Raw genomic sequence first — 23,465 nt, forward strand, 5'->3', positions numbered from 1 at the left:
TTAACTATGTCGTCATGTATTTAGTTTAGTTATTTCGGGCTTGATTGGTTAGCGCAACCAGCGCTTTACGAACCTCTAACGGGCTGTTGCACTGGGTATTAAAGTTAATAAAGTAATTACGCTTTTGGCTTTGTATATAAAAACCAGTGGGTAATAAGCCGCTCATTATTGGGGTGTTATCAGCTACGCTGTAGTGCTGCATTAATATGAGCGACATAGCATCTTGATGGTCGTCGTTCATGTGGCTTATCATGCTTTGCTGCTGGTTTTCATCCCAGTTTTTTGCCTCATCCTGCCATTCGTTTTGCTCAAGCCAAAATATTTTGCCAAAGCCACCAATGTAGCGCACACGTACTACGTCTAATTGCCATAATTGAAAGTCGTGCGCATTGCGATAGCTAGCAGCTTCGGGGTATAGGGCAATATAGTTATCAAGTAAAGTGTGTGCTTGCTCACTTGGCACAACAGAGCCATCACCTACGAGCGTTACGCGGCCGTGCTCGTTTTGATCGTCACTGTCGGCGGCGTCAAATACGGTAAGGCTCATACGTGAGTCGTGCTTTAGATTTTTAGTGTGCTGGGCTATATCGCTAATAAAAAAGTAAACACGGCCTTGTTCGTCGCACATATAAGGGGTTACTGAGCCAAACGGGTAGCCACGTAAATTATTAGAAATAGTCGACATGACACCTGCATTGGTTTTGTAAACCAAGGTGCGTGCATCGTTTAATGCTTGCTCTCTCATAAAAACTCCTGACGTTGAGAAAAAACCATGGGTGCATCGTTATAAGGATGAGGGTTTACGTGCAGTTTCATGGCGTACATTTGTTGTAAGTTTTGTTCTGTTAATACGGTGTTTATAGACCCACTTTGCAACACTTTTTTATTGTGCAGTAAAATAGCGTCGGTTGCATAAAGGCTGGCTAAATTTAGATCGTGTATTGCAATAATGGCGCTGTTGCCCTGTTCTACGAAGGTTTTAACGCAGCTGAGCAAAGCATGTTGGTGGCGCATATCAAGTGCTGATGTAGGCTCGTCGAGCAGCATTAGTTTTGGCTCGGCCGATTGTGTAAAGGCGTTTAGCTGCGCTAAAGTACGTGCCATATGAACACGTTGTTGCTCTCCGCCCGAAAGCGCACTTACGCGGCGATTTAAATACTGGTTTAAATCCATAATAGCGGCGTATTTATGTACTTTTTCGCTTTGCATTTTTAATGACTCTACATACGGGTAGCGGCCCATTGCAATAAGCTCAAATACATTAAAATCAAACCCTACGTGGTTAGCTTGCATCATGACTGCGCGCTGTGTTGCAAGGCGTTTTTTAGCGTGAGAGGCCAGCGGCTTAGCATTAAAAAGTACACTGCCTGTAAAGGCGTGCATACCTGCTAAGGTATGCAGCAAGGTAGATTTACCTGCGCCATTTTCACCAAGTAGTGCTACAAGTTGCCCTTGTTTAGCGCTGCCATTAATAGCGTTTAAAACGCTGTGATTATCAAAGCCAACGCTTAGGTTGTTAAACGTGATCATGACCAACCTCGCTTATTTTTCACTATTAAATAAATAAACAATGGCGCACCCAATAGCGCGGTAATAATGCCAATGGGTAGCTCTGATGGCATGATCACAATACGTGCTAGCCAGTCAGAAAGTAGCAATACCACTACGCCAATTAGCATACAAAGCGGCAGCATATTACGTAAATGCGGCCCCACCATTAAGCGGGCAATATGCGGGACTACCAAGCCAACAAACCCTATTAAACCGGTAAGCGCTACAACCGCACCTACCCCTAATGCAACGAGTATAATGACATATAATTTAAGTTTATTAGTGTCTACTCCTAGGTACTGAGCTTGTGACTCGCCAATAAGGAGTAAGTTCATGGGTTTTTTTAACCGCCACAGGCCAATTAGGCTGATAAACAGTAACGGCGCAGCTTGAATAATCGTGCTCCAGCTTGCTCCGCCTAATGAGCCCATGGTCCAATAATTTATTAATCGTAGTGCGCTATCGTCGGCAAAAAAACTCAGTAGCCCAATAACAGCGAATGCTAACGCGTTAATAGCGACTCCTACCAATATAAGTGTGGTGATATTAATTTGCCCCTGCTGCTTGGCAATAAAATATACCAACGAGGTAACACCAAGCGCCCCTAAAAACGACGCATAAGGTAAATACAACTGAGCGTTAAAATTAAACTGCGCGCTAAGTGCAATAAACGCCACTGCAACCATTGCCGCACCTGCACTAATGCCAATAATAGATGGGTCGGCCAACGGGTTACGGCACAGCGCTTGCGTTGCCGCGCCTGTTTGGGCAAGCACCAACCCTACAAGCACTGCAAGCACAAAGCGTGGCAAACGTATTTGCATAACCACATTTATTTGCAGCGCATCAAACTGATTAAAGTACTCGGGCGCAAGCCAAGCAATGGCTAAACGCCAATCCCATCCTGCAGGGCCGTACCCAATACTTAGTAACGCCAAAGCAAAAATACAAACAGAGGCTAATAGCATCCATTTATGAGTTTGGCTAAGTGTTATAGGCACAAAGCGGCTCAATGCTAGGGTGTTCATAAGCGGGTTTTATACTCGTTAAGCTCATTAATTGCTGTGGCAATACGTGGCGACATACCAAGCGAAAGCAGGCTATCCATAACAAGTAAGTTACAGCTTTGCGCAGCTTTTAATAAGCGTAGGTTCGGTTGCTTACAAAAAGCCTGCTTGCCGCCAATGCTTTGTACAACATGCTTTGGCGCAACTAAAAAGTCAGGCTGGTTTACAGCAAGTACTTCGGTATTAATTACTTTAAAGCCTGAATGTGTAGCTGCTATATTAGTAATCCCCGCATAGCTAAATAATAAATTAGGGACGGTTTCTTGCCCTGCAGCAACAAGCCCGCGCTCATTAGCTGAGAGTAAAAATAGCGCGCTGTGTGTCTGCGCTTTGGCTTTTTCAGGTAATGAGTCTGTAATGTGCGTAATAAGTGATTGCGCTTTTTGCTTGGCGTTTAAATCGGTACCAAGGCGTTTAATTAGCTCAAGTAGCTCATTAACTGAGATGGGCTTTTTATAATGAATTAGTTTAACCCCAGTTGCCTCAATTTGTTTAAGTGCTTGGCTTCGCCCTGCTCCTTCAAGCGCTAACAAGGTGGTTGGGCGCATAGAAAGTACGCCTTCTGCCGCTAAATCGCGGTAATAACCCACTTGTGGTAATTGCGTAGCTTGCTGCGGGTACATACTAGATTGATCAACCGCTACAAGGGTACTTTGTTTGCCCAGCGCATAAATTATTTCTGTAAGGGTACCGCCAGCACTAATAACGCGCTCCTGTGCAAGTACAGGTTGAGTGACTAAAGCAAACAATATAAATAGGTATTTCATTACAAACTCCGGCTTTTATTTTTCGGCTATTATAACCAGTTAAATCTAAATGAAAATGATTATCATAATTAATTGATCTTAATTTGACTTAGTTGTAACATCCTCGCCATAAATAATAACTATTATCATTTGGAGTTAAAGTGAACCCCTCTACATTTAAATTTACTGCTATAGCAACCTTATTACTCGGATCGGGCACTGCATTTGCCGAAAACATAATTGACGATCATATTGTTGTGAGTGGCTCGCGCTTTGAACAAAAGCTTAAAGATGTAACAGGCTCAGTAACGGTTATTACCGAGCAAGATATAGAGCGCCAGCTAGCTGTAGATTTACAAACCATGTTTAAATACGATTCAAGCATTGCAACCACAGGCAGTGGTGCAGGCGCGCAAACACTTACTGTACGTGGTGTTGGTGGTAACCGTGTTGTATTTATAAAAGATGGCCGACGCACCAACGATGGTTATGCAGGCGGAGGGGGCTATTTAGTTGGCCGCAATTACTTTGATGTAGCAGGCGTAAAACAAGTAGAAGTAGCCAAAGGTGCTGCATCGTCTTTATATGGCTCTGACGCACTCGGTGGCATTGTGGTTATAACCACTAAAGATCCAAGCGATTATTTAAAAGATAACAGCAGCTATGTAAAAATGGCACTGGGGTATCAAGGTCAAAGTAACCAAATTGCTGCTGATATTACCGGTGCAAAAGACTTAGGCGACTTTGCAGTAAGCGCAGTTTATAGCCATCGCGACAGCGAAGAAGTACAAAATTACGACGAAAACTTACCCGGTTATGATGCAAAGTCGGACGCTTTAATAGTTAAATTTGAGCAACAGCTTGATGAAAAACGCACACTTAAATACACCCTTGATTATTTTAATCAAACGACTGAGCAAGTAATAACCCCCGCGGTTCAAGAAACCGATGAAGACGACACGAGTTGGTCACTGGCGCTAGATTACCATTCAGAGGTAGCTACAGCTGCGTTTGATAAATGGTACGGGCAAGTGTCTTATAGTAGTTACGAGCAGCAAAGTGACGCAATTAGTGGCGCAAGCACCTACACCGATTATAACGATTATCGCTTTGAGCAAAATATTTTAGGTTTAAAAGCGGTATTTAATAAAGGATTTAACGCAGAGAGTGCCGATCACGAAGTGGTATATGGGGTAGACGTCGACTTATACGACACCACTCGGCCACGTTTAAAAACGCGTGTTTTAGTTGATGGCACCGTTGATTTTACAGACCAAAAACAAAAAGCGTTTCCGGGGGCTGACACCTCTTTAATTGGCGCTTATGTGCAAGACAGTATTTCGTTTAAAAACAGCGCATGGTCGGTTATTGCAGGCGTGCGATATGATTACTACACCCTAGAAGCTAAAAGTGATGAGCTATATGCCGATGCGCAGCTTGATGATATTACCGAATCTGCTTTTTCGCCTAAGCTAGGTGTTATATATCAAGTGGATGATAACTTATCGTGGTATGGGCAATACGTACGAGGCTTTAAAATACCACCACACGACCAAGCCTATCAAAGCCACGGCGTTGAACCGTTTTATCAAATACTACCAAATGCCGATTTAGACCCAGAAAGCAGCGACTCATTTGAGCTTGGGCTTAGGTACGCAAGCAGCGATATTAGCGTAAATTTAAGTGCTTTTTATGCAGCATTCGATGATTTTATTGAAACCGCCGTAGTAGGTGTTGAGCCAACGTACATTCCTGGCGTAAACAAAACTCTGTATCAGTATCAAAATATTAGCGAAACACAAATAAGCGGTGTAGAAGCCGGAATTGCCGTGTATGTTGCTGAAAATATTCTGCTTGAGGCAAATGTGGCCTACGTTGATGGTGAAAATAAAGAAACTGATCAGCCACTTACCAGCATTAGCCCGTTAAATGGCTCAATATTGTTAAGTACAGAGCTGGGTAATATTAACTGGACCGCTGCGTTGCGTTTAGCTAAATCGCAATCGGATGTAGTACTTGATGCAAACGATGATAAAACTACGCAAGGGCATGGCTACGGCGTTGTTGATTTATACGCAAACTACGAATGGCAAGCGTGGCAGCTAAATGTAGGTGTACTTAACTTGCTCGATAAAGAATATGTACCTTTTGAGTTGATTGCAGGTCAATCGCAAAGTGCTGATTTTAGCCAATACACCCAACCTAGGCGTAACTTTTCAGCAAGGGTAAGCTATCAGTTTTAATTAGCGCTTAACAAATGACAAGGGGCGCTGCATGAGTATGCAGCGTTTGCCTGCCACATATTTACTCAAGTCAAATTACTTAATGGTGAGTATATTCAGGTACACTTCTACATACTTAATGCCTATTAACGCTTTATATAAACAGTGCTTTTAAAGCTAAAATCGCTGTTATTTATAAATTAATTAATCGCAAAGTCTTGGGTTTCTAAATAGCTGGGGGCGTTTTTAAAACATGCCGTTAGTTTACTTGCAAGCGTTGTATTTATTGCGCTGTCGCACTCTAATTCCCCGTTATACTTCCCCCTAGTAAGCGGCACTAAGCTTAACGATTACTTTGTATTTTATGAATTACCAAGCCTTGTTGCTGCGTTAGTTTTACTAATGAAAATGCATTTTTTGTGTTTTATTTGTCGTTAGCTTTTCAACATATAACGGATTTTAAAAGGTTAGTTTGGTAGTAAAACTGCTTTGGCATTAGCGTATTTACCAAATTTTGTGATTGACGATTTAGGGCTTACAAAAATAACTGTAAAGGGGGTTAACAGTCTCTATAGCAAAGGCATAGTAATGATTTACAAGCCATCAAAAGCAGATGGCTGGCTTAATAAACTCATGCACTCTGTGTAAAGTACTTATCAATTTAAGGTAATACAGAGTATTACTTAACAAAGCTGCGCTTAGCTAATATCGGCCACTACGCACCGGTTACGACCATGCTCTTTAGCATGGTATAGCGCCTTATCGGCACATTTATATACTTGGGCAATATCAGTACTATGCTCAGGCCAGGTTGCAATACCTATAGAAATAGTGATTGTTCCAATGGTGTTTATTTCTGTCGATTCTACTGTTTTACGTAAACGCTCTGCTATTTTATAGGCACTTTGGCTGTTTTCATTTGGTAGCACAAGAACAAATTCTTCACCGCCGATTCTTGATACTATGTCGTCTCTTCTTGATAGTTTTTTAATTATATTTGTTAGCGAGACTAAAGTTTCGTCGCCTTTATCATGTCCAAAAGTATCGTTAACACGTTTAAAAAAGTCGATATCAATTTCTAATATAGCGAATGGGGTTTGCTTTAGCATAAGCTGGTTAAGTAGGCCGTTTAAGCTTCTTCTGTTGTGCGTATCTGTTAAGGGATCTGTTTGTGAGTCATGGCGTAGCACACCTATTTGTGCTTGTAATAAAGTAACCTCTCTTAACATCGCTAACTTCAGTTTTTGACTTTCAAAATACCACGACTTCACGCTTTTAAGTTTTTCTAAGCTTTTTGGATCATCGAGTGTATTTGCGTTATCGGCTAATCGCTTTAGCGGCCTTGCTATAAAGTGTGCGAATAAACCAATAAAAATAAATGTGACTAATGCCATAGGTATTGTTTGTTCAATGACTTCAATAGTTAATGTATCTAGCGAAGAGAGCGTTGATTCTAATGGTCTTTGCGCCACTATTCCCCATTTAGATAAAGTAATGGGTGCGTAGCCTGCGAGCATCGGCTTATTTAAGCTATTAATAACCGTTGAAGTGCCTATTTCGCCACCTATAACAGCGTCAATCACAGCATTGTTAGCAATAACGTTGCCGATTCTGGCAGGTTCTGGGTGATATAAAATGCGCTTATTTGAGCTAACAACATAGAGGTACGAACCACCTTTGTAGAAATGTTGTTCTAAAAGCTCATTTAAAATATTTTTCTCTTTTAAATAAAGAGAGCCCCCAATATAACCTAAATACTTATCTTCAGAATCAAATAGCGGGTGCGATATAAAAACAATTAAATTATCAGCTGCCGATAAATAAGGCTCACTAATTAATGGGCGTTTTTCTTTTAGTGCTTCTATTGCTCCTGGAGACTGTATTTGTTGGCCTATTAAACTTTCAAAGTGAGGCGACGTCGCTGCAACTACGCCATGTAAATTAATCACAACAGAGTTAAAGCTATCCGTTTGATGATTTAAACGAATGGCTTCATCGTTTAATAATTTGGAGTTATTTGGTGATTGCTCAATAATTTTAGCTGAGTATTCAAGCTGCTGAAGCGCAGACTTTAAAAAGTTATCAGTTGCGGAGGCTAATTTTTGTGCATAGGCTAAATTACTTTTTAGCGTATATGATGTTAACTGCTCTTTTTGAACCTGATAGGTAGAATAAAAACTCCCTACCAATGTGCTCATTGCTGCAGAGAATGCGAGTAGCAATATAAGAAATCTTAAATTTAAAGCGGGTAGTAATTTATATAGCAAAGCTGCATTCCAAAGCACTAAAATTCAGCACGTATTATACGAAGTTAAGTATTATACCCGTTTAAGTGTTTATTAGTTAAGTCAGCTGACTTAATTAAATGCTTTTATGTTGTAGCCTTTATAACAATCGCTTTTGCGGTTGTTTACAAAAGTAGTTAAGCTAAATAAATATTTGCATAACATAAGTACGACTAAACCTTTACTTTGGAGAGCGTTTTGCTAAATAAGTATGCTGTATCGTCTATCGTTTTTTTATCTGGGTGTTTAATGCCATTACAATCTTCTTTCGCTAAATCAACACTTTCTCTTGAACAGCAGCTTGGTCAAAAGTTAATACTCGACTTTCGCTACTACTGTGAGCAAGGTACGAGTAAACAATGCCGAACGCCAATGACTAGTTTGCCAAGTGAGTTAGCAAACATAGTGACAAAGTATAATATTGGTGGGGTTATTTTATTTTCTGAAAACACTCAATCAATAGAACAAACCATTACGCTTAATAGCCAATTGCAAACAGCTGCAAGTAAGTCCAGTAGTAAGCTGCCGCTATTTATATCTATAGATCAAGAAGGCGGACGTGTAGCGCGTTTACCACGCGATGTTGCCACCTCATTTACCGGTAATATGTCGATTGGCGCAACCTACAAAAAACACGGTACGAGCTTTGCGACAAAAACAGCAACTGTTATAGCTAAAGAACTAAACTCGCTAGGTATCAATGTAAACTACGCGCCTACGGTTGATGTAAACATGAACCCTGATAACCCTGTTATTAATGTACGCTCGTTTGGTGAAAACCCAGCATTAGTGAGTAAATTGGGCGCCGCACAGGTTGCAGGATTTGAGAACAACGGTGTTATTACCTCGTTAAAGCACTTCCCGGGCCACGGCGATACAAACGTAGATAGCCATACAGGTTTGCCTAAAGTAAACCATGCAAAAGAAGTTATTTACGAGCAAGACTTAGCACCGTTTAAGCACATTATCGCCAAGCAAAACCCAGGCATGATAATGACGGCGCATATTCAATACCCTGCCCTCGATAGCACAACGTTCATAAGTGTTAATGGCAAAACGATGATAAAACCGGCAACAATGTCGCGCGCAATCATTACTGATATTTTACGTGGTGAGCTTAATTACCAAGGTGTTGTAGTAACTGATGCGCTTGATATGGCTGGCATTAGTAACTTTTTTACACCAACTCAAGCGGTAATAAATACGTTTGCGGCTGGGGCTGACATTGCCCTAATGCCCGTTGAAATTAGAACACCGGATGATTTAAACAAGCTCGATGACCTTATTAAAGAGCTTGTTGCAGCGGTTAAATCAAACCAACTTGATGAGCAAGAAATAGCACAATCTGCGATGCGTATAATTACGCTTAAAAATAAATTTAGATTAAGCACTAATTTTGACCCTATTACCGCGCTCATAAATGCAAAGCAAACAATCGGCAGTGCAGCACATCGCGAAATAGAAGCGCAGCTTGCTGTAGAGGCAATAACGCAGGTTAAAAATAATAACAGTACTTTGCCGCTTAATTTAAAAGCAGGAAGTAATGTTCATATTATTATGCCAGACACGCGTAAATGTATGGCAATGCAGCAAGCGATTGAAGCTATCAGCCAGCAAAAACTAAACTATAGCTGTAGCAGCCTACAAGGGTTTAACCCTGCACAAGCTAAAACACAAATACACGCTGCTGATGTAGTTATAGCCGGCAATGCAACGCCTAATCAAAGTGCGGTAGAAATTGGCGGTATGGATGATTTAAAAGACGATCCTAATTTTGCACTTAATAATGCAGAGCAACCAAAAGCACTTGAGTCATTATTAAATATGGCAAAAGAGGAAAACAAAAGCACTGTTTTTATAAGCCTAAGAGCTCCTTACGACATTGCTAAATTTGGCAATTATGCAAATGCTGTACTTGCATCGTATGCATATAATATTGATGTAGATAAAAACGATATTGTGTCTGGTCCCGCTTTTACTGCACTTGCAAAAGTGTTACTAGGAGAAGCACCCGCTAACGGCGTATTACCTGTCACAATAAAACCGCAAAAGGCGCACTAATATGAAACTCAATTGTGATTTAGGCGAAAGCTTTGGCGCGTGGAAAATGGGGCTAGACGATGACGTTATGCCACATATTGATATGGCCAATATTGCGTGTGGGTTTCATGCAGGTGACGCCGATATAATGGCAAGCACGCTCACTCTTGCCAAACAACATAACGTACAAATTGGTGCTCACCCAAGCTACCCAGATAAGCAAGGCTTTGGTCGGCGCTCAATGGTACTTAGCGAAAAAGAGCTTACAAATTGCCTGCATTATCAAATAGCCGCTATTGAGGGCATGGCAAAAGTACAAGGTTTAACACTTAGCTATGTTAAACCGCATGGCGCACTTTATAACGACATGATGGCTGATGAGCAAATATTACAAACCGTTATAAATGCAATTGCTAGCTACCCAATAGATTTGAAACTAATGGTCTTAGCGACTAAAAATGCCAATAAGCACATTCAAATAGCTAAAAGCTCAGGAGTTGATCTAATACTCGAGGCATTTGCCGACAGGCAGTACACCGACGACGGGCATTTAGTGTCACGAACACTTGAGGGTAGCGTTCACAACAAAGCTGCATTACTAAAACAAGTAACTCAGCTTTTATCCGATGGCAGCGTGACAACACGAACTGGAAAAAAACTAACGCTCAACGCCGATAGCTTATGCGTACATGGCGACAATGCTGATGGCATAGCGCTTATAAAAGATATAAAAGCCCTTTGTAACTCAGCTAACTAAACTTTTACACAACCTCAAATAGAAGCTGTAAACCCCCTTTACAGCTTTAACTCATAGAGTTAAATAAGAGCTTCATCGCATCCTACTGTTAATTTAATAATCCCTAACATATAACTACTTAGCAAATTAAAAAAAGTAACAACAGGGATAAAAATGAAAAAGCTTTTAACACTTAGCCTCATTTTAGGCTGTAGCAATTTAGCCTACGCTGAAACAAATACACTACAACTGCAAGACGTGTTTAATTTAGAATATGCTAATCAAATAGACATAACCGAAGACGGTAAAACTGTTTATTTTGTGCGTAACCGCATGGATATAAAAACAGATCGCAAAGTTGGTAATATTTGGTCTGTTGATTACAAAACCAAACAAATGCAGCCGCTAACCTCTGGCGTACATATGGATTATTCGCCAGTACTCTCTCCTGATGGTCAACGCCTTGCGTTTATATCAACCCGCGATGGTAGCAGCCAAATATATATTAAATGGCTTAAAACAGGTGCTATGGCAAAAATTAGTAACTTAACGAGTAGTCCACGTGCGATTACATGGAGCCCTGATTCTAACCAGCTAATATTTAGCATGTTTGTTCCAAGCGCAATTTCAGCGCCAGTAAGCTTACCAGGCAAACCAAAGGATGCAACGTGGGCAGAGCCCGCTAAATTTATTGATGATGTTTATTATCGTTCAGATGGTGGCGGTTACACACAAAAAGGTTTTAGCCAATTATTTTCCATAGATGCTAACGGTGGTAATGCCAAACAACTCACTCATGATGAATTTGATAACGCAGGCGATGTAAGTTTTAGTAACGATGGTAAGTCGCTTTATTTTTCTGCAAACAGGCACACAAACAACCAGCTAAAACCCACAAACAGTGAAATCTATCAACTCGAGTTAGCCACACAAAATATAACTAAAGTTACTGACCGAAACGGACCTGACGAGCAGCCCAAAGTATCGCCCGATGGTCGTTACTTAGCGTACACAGGTTACGATGATAAACGCACTAACTACGAAAACGCTCAGCTTTATATTCGTGATTTAAAAACAGGTAACACAACAAGCTTAACGCCAAATTTTGATCGTAGCGTAGGTCAAATAAAATGGAGTGCAAACTCCAAAGGCATATACTTTAGCTATGCAGATAAAGGTCAAACCGCCCTCGCCTATCAACCACGCAGCGGCAAGCGTAAAATAATAACAACTCAAATTGGCAGTGTTGCCTTTGGTCGCCCTTATTCTGGTGGTGACTTTGATGTAAGCGAAGATGGCGAAGTAGCCTTTACCCTTGCCGATACTCAGCGCCCTGCTGATATAGCAACAATTAAACGCGGTAAAGCGCAGCGTTTAACTACCCTTAATGCAGATGCATTGGGCGACAAAGCTTTGGCTAAAGTGGAAGAAATTTGGATTAAATCAAGTCACGATGAGTTACCTATTCAAGGATGGATTGCTTACCCACCAGAATTTGACCGCAGCAAAAAATATCCGCTAATACTAGAAATACATGGCGGTCCAGTAGCTAATTACGGTCCACACTTTAGCGCTGAAATTCAGCTGTTTGCAGCCAAAGGAAATGTCGTTTTATACATGAACCCACGTGGCAGTGATTCATACGGTAAAGAGTTTGCACAAACTATTCATCATAATTATCCAAGTAACGATTTTGATGACTTAATGACTGGCGTTGATGCGCTAATAGCGAAAGGCTTTATTGACGAGTCTAAATTGTTTGTAACCGGTGGCTCTGGCGGTGGCGTACTAACAGCTTGGATTGTAGGTCATACCGATCGCTTTGCTGCGGCTGTAGTTGCTAAGCCTGTTATTAATTGGATCAGCTTTGTACTAACTGCCGATTTTTACCCGTTTTTTGCTGATTACTGGTTTCCAGGTAAACCATGGGATCATATTGAGCATTACATGAAGCGCTCGCCTATTAGTTATGTTGGAAACGTTAAAACTCCTACTATGTTGCTCACTGGCGAATCTGACTACCGTACACCAATATCAGAAACTGAGCAGTTTTATCAGGCATTAAAACTACAAGGCGTTGATACTGCAATGGTGCGCATTCCTAATGCATCGCATGGTATTACAGCTCGCCCATCAAACTTAATGACTAAAGTAGCTTATATTCAATGGTGGTTTGATAAACACACTAAATAAACTCTGGGTAATAAATTTATAGCTCAAATAAAAGCCACTTCAAATAAGTGGCTTTTGTATTTACCGCCTTAGTATTCAAACTGTAAACCCCCTTTACACTTCTGTGACAGTTAAATATCGGACTTAGCTAAAACTTCAGTTAGTAAAATTTCGGTTTATAGCATTTTTTGTAACTTGAGTTGGTAAAAAGTCGGTTTGAGTCACTGTTTATAGCCTATCAGTTAGTAAAATTTTGTTTTATAGCACAGAGAAGTTAGTAAAAAATCGGTTTATAAATTCGCTAAGTTTGCCTATTAAAGCAAAAATCAGTCACTTACCTGCCTTTTAAAGTTGTTGTAAACGCTTTTTACAGCAAAATCACCCCAAATATGCCGTTTTATGAAAGGTTAGTTAAACTCTGATCTGTAAATCCACTCAGGTAGTTAAATAGTGATCCAACATGATTTGGCAAGGGCGTATTGAACTTTGGTGGGTTAATTTGCAGCAGTATGTTTGGTTTTTAGGCAAGGCGGAGCTTATGTAGTGTGGTTATTCCCCATGAATAGGCGATAACGCAGCATAAATACCAAACATGCGCTGCCCTTTGGGTTCTTTCTAGGGACGATAAACTCTTTGTTGCTCGGTTTTTACTTAGCCCACTAGGTTACAAACCTCGCGCCGCGATTTAATCGCCCCTAGATTGAACAAATTTCAATCCACAAAGATCAACACGCCCTAGTTAAACTCTGATCTGTAATTGTGCTTCAATGTTCTAACTTTATTTAAAGCAATAAAAAAGGGCCTATTGGCCCTTGAGTAACACTATCTAGTTAGGAATTAAAACTGGTTCATGGTGTTATCTTCACCACCGGCTTTTAGCGCGTTATCACCAGAGAAGTATTCTTTGTGCGTATCGCCCATGTTAGACCCTGCTAGGTCTTGGTGCTTAACAGAAGCTTGCTCACGGCGAATTTCTTGGCGTTGTACATCACGTACATAAGCCAGCATACCCATATCGCCAAAATAACCTTCTGATAAAATATCAGTGCTTAGCGCAGCTGTATGGTACGTAGGCAGAGTAATTAAGTGATGGAAAATACCTGCTTCACGTGCGCCATCGCGCTGGAAGTTTTGTACTAGTAAATCGGCTGCTTGTGCAAGCTCTGTTGCATCCATTTCCGGTGCCATAAGGCCTTTATTGTCGCCAAGACTTGGGTAAGCACTAAGGTCACGGCCTGCTTCTTCCCACTCTTGATACACTTGCTCACGAAACTTAAGCGTCCAGTTAAACGAAGGCGAGTTGTTGTATACCAGTTTTGCATTTGGTACGTGTTCTTTTACACGATTTACCAGTTCTGCAATTTGCTTAACATGAGGTTTTTCTGTTTCAATCCACAGTAAATCAGCGCCCGACTGCAAGCTCGTAATACAATCTAGTACTACGCGGTCTTTTTCAGTGCCTTCGCGGAATTGAAATAAACCGTTATCTAGGCGAGTTGGTTTACATAACTGGCCATTAATTTTCATTGCTGTGTCGCCTTCATTTAAGTCATCAACACCGTTAATTGGCGTCGTTTCTAAAAATGCATTGTATTGGCTTGCTAAGTCACCTGGTGTTTGCGACACAGGTACTTTTTGAGTAAGGCTTGCACCTAATGAATCTGTACGTGCCACAATAATACCGTTATCAATACCAAGTTCTAAAAAGGCGTAACGTACTGCGTTAATCTTTGCTAAAAAGTCTTCGTGTGGAACGGTCACTTTACCCGCTTGGTGACCACATTGTTTGGCGTCAGATACTTGGTTTTCTATTTGAATGGCACACGCACCGGCTTCAATCATTTTTTTAGCCAGTAAGTAAGTTGCTTCTTCGTTACCAAAACCTGCGTCAATATCAGCAATAATTGGCACAACATGAGTTTCAAAGTTGTCTATTTTATCAATAACAGCTTGAACATCGCCGCCATTCGCTTTTGCTGCATCTAGATCGTTAAACAAGTGGTCTAGTTCACGTGCATCAGCTTGCTTTAAAAATGTGTAAATTTCTTCAATTAATGCAGGTACCGATGTTTTTTCGTGCATGCTTTGATCTGGCAGCGGACCAAATGCAGAGCGAAGTGCTGCAACCATCCAGCCACTTAAGTATACATAGCTGCGTTTAGTTGTTTTTTGATGGCGCTTAATAGCCATCATCATTTGTTGGGCAGTAAAGCCATGCCAACACCCTAAAGATTGGGTGTACAGGCTTGTGTCGGCGTCATATGCAGCCATATCTTCACGCATAACGTCTGCTGTGTATTGCGCAATTTCAATCCCTGTACGAAAACGGTTTTGTAAACGCATACGGCTTGCGTATTCAGGGTTAATAGCTTTCCATGCGCTGCCTTGTGATTGGCAAAGAGTAGAGAGTGTGTCTGTTTCGCGTTGATATGTTGTCATAATAAAATCCTTCGAACGAGTGTGTAAATTATTTTAATGTTGTGAGAGTGGCTAGGAGTGTGTGCTCCGTTTCGCTTGATTCAACATTAGGCTCCTTTTCTAGATTTAGTAAATTTATAGTTGTTATTGTGGTTATACATTTTGTGAATGGCTAAAAAGCACTCAACATTGCCTTTTTGAGTTATTGTTGCCTTAACGCACAAGCACACAACAACATCGCGACCGTTTAAGGAAGGCAATTATGTCCCACACTCTCACACATTCAGGACTCAGCGTAGACACACAACTCGCTGATTTTGTTAAAAATAAATTACTACCAGGCACTCACTTAAGTGAGCATCAATTTTGGCAAAGCTTTGCACATATCGTTCAAACACTTACCCCTACAAATAAGGCACTGCTTGAAAAACGAGAATTGCTTCAACAGCAAATAGATGACTACCATCTTGCTAATAAAACGTGGGATAGCGTTAAGTACCATGCCTTTTTGCAAGATATTGGCTATTTAGTTAAAGAGCCTACAAACTTTGAAATTGAAACCCAAAATGTAGAACCCGAAGTAGCCCTTACAGCTGGCCCTCAGTTGGTTGTGCCTGTAAGTAACGCACGCTTTGCACTTAATGCCGCTAACGCACGTTGGGGTTCGTTATACGACGCTTTATACGGTACAGATGTGTTAAGCGAAGACGATGGAGCCGAAAAAGGGAATACCTACAATCCTGTTCGTGGTTTTAAGGTAATGGCCTACGCTCGCCAGTTTTTAGATAAAGCATTGCCGCTCACTAATGGCTCGCATATAGAAAGCACTAATTATTCAGTAGTAGATGGCGCACTTTTAATTACGTTACGTGATAGCTCTCAAACCACATTAGCTGACCCATCTCAGCTTATTGGCTATCAAGGAGAAGCGCAAAACCCAACTGTAGTGTTATTAAAAAACAATGATTTACACATAGAGCTACATATAGATCACCACCACATTATTGGCCAAGCAGATAAAGCAGGCTTAAAAGATGTAGTGTTAGAGGCCGCGCTTACCACCATTATGGATTGTGAAGATTCTGTAGCTGCGGTAGATGCAGAAGATAAAGTACAAGTTTATAAAAATTGGCTTGGTTTGATGCAAGGTAACTTAGTTGAATCGTTCAAAAAGGGTGATAAAACTGTAGAACGTACTCTGCAAAGTGATAAAACATACACCGCACTTGATGGCGGCACCGTTACTTTAAAAGGGCGCAGCATGATGTTTGTTAGAAACGTTGGCCATTTAATGACGAACCCTGCTATTACCGATGTGTACAATCAACCGGTATTTGAAGGCATTATGGATGCGATGTTTACTGCCACCGCTGCCCTGCACGACCTAAATAAAAAAACAGGTATAAAAAACTCAAGCGCGCAAAGTATTAATATAGTAAAACCAAAAATGCATGGCCCTGAAGAGGTAGCGTTTACTAACACTTTATTTAGCTTAGTAGAGGAAGCGCTAAGCTTACCTAAAAACACGCTTAAAATGGGTATTATGGATGAAGAACGCCGTACTTCTGTAAACCTAAAAGCCTGTATTTATGCAGCCAAAGAGCGTGTTGTATTTATAAATACTGGATTTTTAGACCGCACAGGCGATGAAATTCATACCTCTATGCAAGCGGGCGTTGTGCTTCCAAAAGCACAGATTAAGCAGCAACCATGGATACAAGCTTATGAGGATCGCAACGTCGATATTGGCCTTGCTTGTGGCTTAAGTCATAAAGCACAAATAGGTAAAGGCATGTGGCCAATGCCAGATAAAATGGCATTAATGATGGAGCAAAAACAAGCTCACCCTAAATCAGGCGCTAATACAGCATGGGTGCCCTCCCCTACAGCCGCTACCCTGCATGCAATGCATTATCACGATATAAACGTATTTATCGAGCAGCAAAGTATAGCTAAACGTACTATTGCGAGCCTTAATGACCTGCTTACACCGCCGCTAATGACAGACCCTAAAACGCTTTCAAAAGAAGATATTCAAAGCGAGCTTGAAAACAACGCACAAGGCATTTTAGGTTACGTTGTACGTTGGATTGATCAAGGCGTTGGCTGCTCAAAAGTACCCGACATTAACCATATCGGGCTAATGGAGGACAGAGCAACACTGCGTATTTCAAGCCAGTATATGGCTAATTGGTTACTAAATGGCGTGTGCTCAAAGGCGCAAATAAAATCAACAATGGCTAAAATGGCCAAAGTGGTTGATGGTCAAAACGAGCACGACACTGCATATACACCCATGGCAACAAACGAAGAAACCCTTAATAACAGCATAGCGTTTCAAGCTGCACTTACACTGGTTTTGGAGGGTGTAACACAACCTAGTGGTTACACTGAACCACTGCTACATAGCTACCGTATAAAATATAAAGCACAAAAAACGAATACGCTTTAACCGCTTAAGCAAAGTTCAGATTAAGTGCTAAACCAGCTTTTAAGCTGGTTTTTTATCGCCTAAAATTAGAATAACATCACTTTTAAGGCATTTTAAAAATATATATTCAAATAGGCATAATACACATGAATATCTAACATTTATTCAAACGTAAAAAAGCGTGTTTTGCATACACAAAACACGCTTTTTAAATCTTTTAGCTAATTAAATCTAATTTTTTACAATAGCATTGTGATAAATATTTTGTACATCGTCACAATCTTCAAGCATATTTATAAACTTATCAAAGTTAGCAATAACTTCTTCGTCTTCAATTTCAATATTAACTTGAGGAATAAACGTAATTTCGTCAACTTCAAAGTTAATGCCTTCAAATGCGTCTTCAAGGGCAGTTTTAGCTTTAAAGTATTCTGTTGGCGGTGCAAATACCGATATTTTACCGTCCTCGGCTTCAACATCGCTAACATCAACATCAGCCATCATTAATGCTTCTAATACTATTTCGTCGTCATCACCCGCAAAGCCAAGTACCGCATAATGATCAAACATATGTGCTACGCAGCCAGGAGTACCAATTTTTGAGTCTGTTTTAGTAAACGGTAAGCGTACATCTTTAATTGTACGGTTCGGATTGTCAGTTAAACAGTCAACTATAACCATGCAATTACCAGGACCATAGCCTTCGTAACGGGCAACAGAGTAATCTTCCCCTGCGCCACCGGCTGCTTTTTCAATTGCTTTATCGATAACGTGCGCGGGTACTTGGTCTTTTTTAGCTTTTTCGATTAGACGGCGTAGTGTTTGATTTACTTCGGGATCGGGATCGCCACTTTTTGCTGCAACGTAAATCTCTTTACCATACTTTGAGTTTACTTTTGTTTTTGCATTAGCTGTTTTGATCATAGAACTTTGACGAACTACAAATGCTCTGCCCATTTTGTGCCCCTAATGAATACGTTACGTTTTGCGGTATTTTACCAATTCAAAACGTATTGGGCTAGGAACAAACGTTATTTTGTAATTTAAATAACGTAGCACTTATTCTTAAATAAATTTAATAGTACGCTATTTAACATAACTCTATTTTTTCAGAATAACTCTCAACTAATGTCACTAATTCAACAAAGTCATGTAAAACGTAATCTGCCTGATCGGCATAAGCAGGCGTTGACTCTGGAGCGTATAAACACGCGCGCATATTTGCATTGTGCGCAGCTTGAATGTCGTAAAGGTAATCGCCTACATAAAGTAAATTTCTGGCGTTAATGTTCCAAAGTGTAGCAATGGCATTTAAAGCGCTGGGATCTGGCTTTGCTGGGGCATCGCTTCGCGTTAAAACTGTGCTGATAGGGAGTGGATTATTTTGTAATTTAATTGCCGCTGCTTTATCAAAATTGCGAGTAACAATCGCCATCGGAATATTTTTAGACTTTAAAGCATGAATAGCTTCACTCACACCAGGTAATATACTGGCATGTTGTGCATCTATTAATTCGTGTTGGTGAACTATATTCATTGCCTCTTCACGCATATACGGTGAGGGCAACTGAGCAATGTAATCAAGTAAGTCTTGCTCGCAAGGGCAACCTATTTGGGCCTTTATTAATGCAAAATCTAATTCTGATGAAACCAATGTTCCATCTAAATCAAAAATCACTCCAAAAATAGCCTCAACCTGAGTAGTCATATCATTCCCTGAATTTAGTTATTACTAAATGAAATTTAAACATAAAATTCTCTACTGCTTATGCCCTAGGCCGGTAAATACAAAGGGATAAATGAAACTAACTATATTTAAATATTAATACGCACCATTATCAATCTATTGATAACAAAGTAATTTAAGTGCTTGATATATCATGCGCAAAAAAAGGTAAATATACAAATTGAACTCACAAATTTTACGTAAATTTACAAATAACAGATCAAACATGAACGCAGTTTAAACGTATGAAGAAAACGCGCACATAAACAACTGCTGTGCGCGTCGGTTGGGGAAGTTTTAAATATTAATTTTGCTCAAAGCGGGCTTCGAGCCAAGTATCATCTTGAGCAAAGTTTAAAGTTTTAATCTTACCTTTGCCCTCAACGTTTACCATATTTACCTGAGATGGCCATAAATCACGAAGTGCGCCATTACTCATTTTAATTCCTTCAATGTTTTCAGGAATTGGTGCTTCTTGGTAAACCCAAAAAAACTTACCATCAACTTGTGCCCCTACAAAGCTAAGTGGTAAAGGTTCGCCACTTAACGTTTGTAGAGCAACATGCGATTCAACATACTTAGCAAAACGTTGTTGGTCGGCTTTATTACTAATAATATCAATTTTGCCTTTAAACAATGTTCCTACGGCGTGTTCGGTATCATGTAAATAAAAGCGATGCATTAATTCAACATTATGCGTTCGTTTATTAAAAAGCACGGTTGTAACTGACGATTTTAGTTGATGCGCCATACTTGGCGCAGCAACTAAAAGGCAAACAATAATAAGCAAAAAGCGCATTATTGCTGCTCCTCACCGTCATCCTTTTCGTCTTTCTTCTCATCAGTTTTAAGCTCAGTTTTAATATCTTGCATGATATCGCGACTTACTTTAGCTTTACTCTTTTCCTTTTTAAACACTTCAATACGTGAAGGAATAATACGACGAGGGTAGTTATTGTTTTCAACATCTACGTCAGCTGTTTCCCAGCCTGGGTCAACAGTAACTGATACAAGCGGTTTGTTTTTATCGGTAACAATCAGCTTTTGAACGTTTTTATAATTACGACGCCAAATTTCAGCAGGAATATAGCGCTCTTCTTTAGTGCCATCTTCATATGTTAGCTCTAATAAAATAGGCATTACCAAACCACCAAGGTTTGAAAATTCCATAACGTAATAGTTTTTATCTTCTTCTAAAGCACGCTCAAGCGTTTTACGCTCCCACGGCTCTAAGCCTTTTAAAAACTTATTGTACGAGTTACGTTCTTTATTGGTTACAGTAAAACGGTCGTTTTCGTCATAAAAATCGGTAACATCAGAGTTTTTCTCAACCCATGTTTTTTTACCTTGTGCGCGGTTACGCTCAACAAATAATGAAGTAGGTTTGTCTGCTTCAATATCACGTAAACGGCTGTAATCAATATCAGGGTTTTTAGTGTCTAAACGTAGTTGATATACTTTATCTAAAGAGATATCTACATGGTCTGTGGTGTAAAACCAGCCACGCCAAAACCAATCTAAATCAACACCAGAGGCTTCTTCCATTGTACGGAAAAAATCAGCTGGAGTAGGGCGCTTGTATTTCCAGCGCTGAGCATACTCTTTAAATGCAAAGTCGAATAAGTCACGACCTAAAATTACTTCACGTAAAATATTAAGGGCTGCTGCAGGTTTAGTATAAGCATTAGGACCTAAGCGTAATACACTGTCTGACTGAGTCATAACAGGCACTTGGTTTTCAGACTTCATGTAGCTCACTATATCGCGAGGCTCAACACCCCAAGGAATAGTAGGATCCCATTCACGACCAGCAACGCCATCTAAAAAGCTATTTAAGCCTTCATCCATCCACGTCCATTGGCGCTCATCTGAGTTAACAATCATTGGAAAGTAAATATGACCCACTTCATGAATAACTACGCCAAGTAAAAAGCGCTTTTCAGCTTGAGAATAAGTACGTGTACCATCATCTTGTAACTTAGTACGCGGGCCGTTAAAGGTAATCATTGGGTATTCCATACCGCCAACAGGGCCATTTACCGATTGCGCAGTTGGGTATGGGTAGTCAAAAGAATACTTAGAGTACACTTCCATTGTGTGTACTACCGCTTCAGTTGAGTACTTCTCCCATAAGTCACCACCTTCTTTAGGGAAGAACGACATTGCCATAACTAAAGGCTGAACGTCACCACCTTGCTGATAACCTTTTGCATCCCACATAAACTTACGAGACGACGCCCAAGCAAAGTCACGTACGTTTTGCGCTTTAAAGTGCCACGTTTTAGTTTTGTCGGTGCCTTCTTTTTCGTTTTCTAGCGCTTCTTCTGCGTTAACAATAAACACAGGACGCTTAGATGTTTCGGCTTGCTTTAAACGTTTGCGCTGAGTACTTGTAAGTACTTTGCTCGCGTTATCAAGTTTACCTGTTGCCGATACAATGTGATCTGCCGGAACAGTAATCTCAACATCGTAATCACCAAACTCAAGCGTAAACTCACCAGAGCCTAAAAATGGCTTGTTTGTCCATGCTTCGTAATCGGTATAAGCGGCTAAACGAGGAAACCACTGAGCAATTAAGAATATGTCGTTGCCGTCTTCTTCAAAGTGCTCGTAACCAGAACGTGCACCCACTGCATCTTCTTCAACAATGTTGAAGGCAAAGTTCATGCTAAATTCGACTTCTTTACCTGGTTTTAATGGCTCGTTTAAATCGATGCGCATTAAGGTATCAACTACAGTTACGCGTAGCTCTTTACCATCGTCATCTTTTACGCCACTGATTGTATAACCCAGTTCGTTGTCGCTCATAAATTGCTGACGACGTAATTCGCCTAAACTTAATTTAGCGGGCTTTTGAGCTGGTAGGCTTTCTAAAGTGCTTTTAAATGTTTTAGTTGTTTCGGCAATAGAGTCACTTTTAAAAATATTTTGATCTAACTGTAACCATAAATATTTAAGCGTATGTGGTGAGTTATTTTTATATTCAATGCTTTGGCTACCGGTAATGCGGTGCTTTTTTTCATCTAGCTTCACATCAATATCGTAATTTACACGTTGCTGCCAGTATTTTTCACCTGGTTCGCCAGCGGCACTACGATATACATTGGGTGTAGGAAGTGCTTCGTCTAATTGACGAAATTTATCAACAAAAGAACCTTTTGTTTGCTCAACCGAAGACGCCATAGCTGCACTAGATATTGCGAACGGCAATACAAAAGCACTTAGCGTAAGACCTATTTTTTTCATTTTTAGTCCTAATATAATTTTGTGAGCGTACTTTGACAAATATACCAGTTAGCTTCAATAAATTAGCGACCAAGTACCGTATTTTTAGGGTGATGTTCACTTAGTTTTTTAGATTGAAAAATACAATTATTTTGTAACAAAATACGAATAGATAAAAACTGTAAAGGGGGTTTACAAAATTGGGTTTTAATAATGGTTTTGATCGGTTAAATACAAAGTCCCAGAACTTAAAAAAATATCATTCATTTTATATATATTGCTAAAAAAGTATTGCTTTGGCATTACCAGGTAAACCATTAATCCTACGTATAAGTATTACTAATTCGCAACAAGTAAAATGGCCTAAAAGCCCTTTCTACTGAACAAAAACACAGTGAAACGAGTAAATAATTGGCTCAAATATTGCCGAACTTCATTAATATTCGCTATTTGTACGATAAATGACAAATAGTGTAATTTTAGGTTGATCTTTAGTGCTGTTTATATTTAAAATCGCCAACCTTTTTATTTGAGGCAAATAAATTCGTCACATTTATCCTCAAATTAATATCGATTACTAGCAAGAAATGCGGTGGGCTTATGGATTTTTACATCCTAAAAAAACAACAAGAACTAATTGCGATTCCAGCAAGTGAGAATAACTGTAAGCAGTATCTCGATTCGGGTTATTTTTATATCGATAAAGTAGCAGCGTGCAACGAAACTAATGCACTAAAGGCGCTACACGCAAAACAAACTAAAACGTTAAAAATTCCATTATTAATGGCACTTTTAGCATTACCGGTTGTTTTTTCAGCTTGGTACAGTTTAACCTAACGTAATGCA

16 protein-coding genes are annotated in these 23,465 nt (G+C 40.1%); 6 read left to right on the forward strand and 10 right to left on the reverse strand.

The window, feature by feature from the left end:
- Positions 1 to 25: 25 nt before the first annotated feature.
- Genes AAEY68_RS11575 through AAEY68_RS11590 form a run of 4 tightly spaced genes read right to left on the reverse strand, consistent with a single transcriptional unit; the run spans position 26 to position 3,385 of the window.
- Positions 26 to 745 (reverse strand): HugZ family pyridoxamine 5'-phosphate oxidase, encoded by a 720-nt coding sequence (locus AAEY68_RS11575; RefSeq protein ID WP_350585955.1) that lies wholly within the window; start codon positions 743 to 745, stop codon positions 26 to 28.
- Positions 742 to 1,530, reverse strand: coding sequence for a heme ABC transporter ATP-binding protein (locus AAEY68_RS11580; protein WP_350585956.1), 789 nt, complete (start codon positions 1,528 to 1,530; stop codon positions 742 to 744). The genes AAEY68_RS11575 and AAEY68_RS11580 overlap by 4 nt, the downstream gene beginning before the upstream one ends.
- Positions 1,527 to 2,579 carry a FecCD family ABC transporter permease gene (locus tag AAEY68_RS11585; protein ID WP_024592717.1) on the reverse strand — a complete coding sequence of 351 codons (1,053 nt, stop codon included), beginning with the start codon at positions 2,577 to 2,579 and terminating at the stop codon, positions 1,527 to 1,529. Before AAEY68_RS11585 ends, AAEY68_RS11580 begins: the two co-directional genes overlap by 4 nt.
- Positions 2,576 to 3,385, reverse strand: coding sequence for a heme/hemin ABC transporter substrate-binding protein (locus AAEY68_RS11590; RefSeq protein ID WP_197188230.1), 810 nt, complete (start codon positions 3,383 to 3,385; stop codon positions 2,576 to 2,578). The genes AAEY68_RS11585 and AAEY68_RS11590 overlap by 4 nt, the downstream gene beginning before the upstream one ends.
- A 140-nt stretch (positions 3,386 to 3,525) precedes the next feature.
- On the opposite strand from AAEY68_RS11590, the gene AAEY68_RS11595 reads away from it, so the two are divergent.
- The gene (locus AAEY68_RS11595; protein ID WP_350585957.1) at positions 3,526 to 5,607 is read left to right on the forward strand and encodes a TonB-dependent hemoglobin/transferrin/lactoferrin family receptor; all 2,082 of its coding nucleotides are present in this window, start codon (positions 3,526 to 3,528) and stop codon (positions 5,605 to 5,607) included.
- 677 nt (positions 5,608 to 6,284) lie between these two features.
- On the opposite strand, the gene AAEY68_RS11600 is transcribed toward AAEY68_RS11595, so the two are convergent.
- A complete protein-coding gene (locus tag AAEY68_RS11600) occupies positions 6,285 to 7,808 on the reverse strand; it encodes a sensor domain-containing diguanylate cyclase (protein ID WP_350585958.1) in 1,524 nt (507 codons plus the stop codon).
- A 312-nt stretch (positions 7,809 to 8,120) separates the two neighbouring features.
- Between AAEY68_RS11600 and AAEY68_RS11605 the strand changes: the two genes are divergently transcribed.
- The 3 genes from AAEY68_RS11605 to AAEY68_RS11615 all read left to right on the forward strand — a co-directional run bounded on the left by AAEY68_RS11605 (position 8,121) and on the right by AAEY68_RS11615 (position 12,840).
- Positions 8,121 to 9,932, forward strand: a complete 1,812-nt coding sequence (locus AAEY68_RS11605) for a glycoside hydrolase family 3 protein (protein ID WP_350585959.1) — start codon at positions 8,121 to 8,123, stop codon at positions 9,930 to 9,932.
- Between the two features lies 1 nt (position 9,933).
- Complete coding sequence (locus AAEY68_RS11610) at positions 9,934 to 10,668, forward strand: 5-oxoprolinase subunit PxpA (RefSeq protein ID WP_350585960.1); 735 nt, start codon at positions 9,934 to 9,936, stop codon at positions 10,666 to 10,668.
- A gap of 153 nt (positions 10,669 to 10,821) precedes the next feature.
- Complete coding sequence (locus AAEY68_RS11615) at positions 10,822 to 12,840, forward strand: S9 family peptidase (RefSeq protein WP_350585961.1); 2,019 nt, start codon at positions 10,822 to 10,824, stop codon at positions 12,838 to 12,840.
- An 816-nt stretch (positions 12,841 to 13,656) separates the two neighbouring features.
- Here AAEY68_RS11615 and AAEY68_RS11620 read toward each other — a convergent pair.
- Positions 13,657 to 15,258: an isocitrate lyase gene (locus AAEY68_RS11620; protein WP_007583624.1), complete on the reverse strand. Its 1,602-nt coding sequence runs from the start codon at positions 15,256 to 15,258 to the stop codon at positions 13,657 to 13,659.
- 241 nt (positions 15,259 to 15,499) lie between these two features.
- On the opposite strand from AAEY68_RS11620, the gene AAEY68_RS11625 reads away from it, so the two are divergent.
- Positions 15,500 to 17,689, forward strand: coding sequence for a malate synthase G (locus AAEY68_RS11625; RefSeq protein WP_350585962.1), 2,190 nt, complete (start codon positions 15,500 to 15,502; stop codon positions 17,687 to 17,689).
- A 210-nt stretch (positions 17,690 to 17,899) separates the two neighbouring features.
- On the opposite strand, the gene AAEY68_RS11630 is transcribed toward AAEY68_RS11625, so the two are convergent.
- The 4 genes from AAEY68_RS11630 to AAEY68_RS11645 form a co-directional block, all read right to left on the reverse strand.
- Positions 17,900 to 18,625 carry a YebC/PmpR family DNA-binding transcriptional regulator gene (locus AAEY68_RS11630; protein WP_024591562.1) on the reverse strand — a complete coding sequence of 242 codons (726 nt, stop codon included), beginning with the start codon at positions 18,623 to 18,625 and terminating at the stop codon, positions 17,900 to 17,902.
- A gap of 133 nt (positions 18,626 to 18,758) precedes the next feature.
- Complete coding sequence (locus tag AAEY68_RS11635) at positions 18,759 to 19,376, reverse strand: HAD family hydrolase (protein WP_007583617.1); 618 nt, start codon at positions 19,374 to 19,376, stop codon at positions 18,759 to 18,761.
- Between the two features lie 322 nt (positions 19,377 to 19,698).
- Entirely contained in the window at positions 19,699 to 20,193 is a 495-nt protein-coding gene (locus AAEY68_RS11640) for a DUF6702 family protein (RefSeq protein ID WP_024609288.1), read from the reverse strand.
- Entirely contained in the window at positions 20,193 to 22,640 is a 2,448-nt protein-coding gene (locus AAEY68_RS11645) for a M1 family metallopeptidase (RefSeq protein ID WP_024592705.1), read from the reverse strand. Before AAEY68_RS11645 ends, AAEY68_RS11640 begins: the two co-directional genes overlap by 1 nt.
- A 579-nt stretch (positions 22,641 to 23,219) precedes the next feature.
- On the opposite strand from AAEY68_RS11645, the gene AAEY68_RS11650 reads away from it, so the two are divergent.
- Positions 23,220 to 23,456, forward strand: a complete 237-nt coding sequence (locus AAEY68_RS11650) for a hypothetical protein (RefSeq protein ID WP_002959190.1) — start codon at positions 23,220 to 23,222, stop codon at positions 23,454 to 23,456.
- Positions 23,457 to 23,465: the final 9 nt, after the last annotated feature.

It is taken from the genome of Pseudoalteromonas sp. RB2-MNA-CIBAN-0110 (assembly GCF_040309305.1).
GTDB classification, from domain to species: domain Bacteria; phylum Pseudomonadota; class Gammaproteobacteria; order Enterobacterales; family Alteromonadaceae; genus Pseudoalteromonas; species Pseudoalteromonas arctica.

What these genes read in the sequence shown, in the direction of transcription:
- AAEY68_RS11575 (WP_350585955.1), bottom strand. Translation starts at nt 745, where the DNA reads ATGAGAGAGCAAGCATTAAACGATGCACGCACCTTGGTTTACAAAACC.
- AAEY68_RS11580 (WP_350585956.1), bottom strand. Translation starts at nt 1,530, where the DNA reads ATGATCACGTTTAACAACCTAAGCGTTGGCTTTGATAATCACAGCGTT.
- AAEY68_RS11585 (WP_024592717.1), bottom strand. Translation starts at nt 2,579, where the DNA reads ATGAACACCCTAGCATTGAGCCGCTTTGTGCCTATAACACTTAGCCAA.
- AAEY68_RS11590 (WP_197188230.1), bottom strand. Translation starts at nt 3,385, where the DNA reads ATGAAATACCTATTTATATTGTTTGCTTTAGTCACTCAACCTGTACTT.
- AAEY68_RS11605 (WP_350585959.1), top strand. Translation starts at nt 8,121, where the DNA reads ATGCCATTACAATCTTCTTTCGCTAAATCAACACTTTCTCTTGAACAG.
- AAEY68_RS11610 (WP_350585960.1), top strand. Translation starts at nt 9,934, where the DNA reads ATGAAACTCAATTGTGATTTAGGCGAAAGCTTTGGCGCGTGGAAAATG.
- AAEY68_RS11615 (WP_350585961.1), top strand. Translation starts at nt 10,822, where the DNA reads ATGAAAAAGCTTTTAACACTTAGCCTCATTTTAGGCTGTAGCAATTTA.
- AAEY68_RS11620 (WP_007583624.1), bottom strand. Translation starts at nt 15,258, where the DNA reads ATGACAACATATCAACGCGAAACAGACACACTCTCTACTCTTTGCCAA.
- AAEY68_RS11625 (WP_350585962.1), top strand. Translation starts at nt 15,500, where the DNA reads ATGTCCCACACTCTCACACATTCAGGACTCAGCGTAGACACACAACTC.
- AAEY68_RS11630 (WP_024591562.1), bottom strand. Translation starts at nt 18,625, where the DNA reads ATGGGCAGAGCATTTGTAGTTCGTCAAAGTTCTATGATCAAAACAGCT.
- AAEY68_RS11635 (WP_007583617.1), bottom strand. Translation starts at nt 19,376, where the DNA reads ATGACTACTCAGGTTGAGGCTATTTTTGGAGTGATTTTTGATTTAGAT.
- AAEY68_RS11640 (WP_024609288.1), bottom strand. Translation starts at nt 20,193, where the DNA reads ATGCGCTTTTTGCTTATTATTGTTTGCCTTTTAGTTGCTGCGCCAAGT.
- AAEY68_RS11645 (WP_024592705.1), bottom strand. Translation starts at nt 22,640, where the DNA reads ATGAAAAAAATAGGTCTTACGCTAAGTGCTTTTGTATTGCCGTTCGCA.
- AAEY68_RS11650 (WP_002959190.1), top strand. Translation starts at nt 23,220, where the DNA reads ATGGATTTTTACATCCTAAAAAAACAACAAGAACTAATTGCGATTCCA.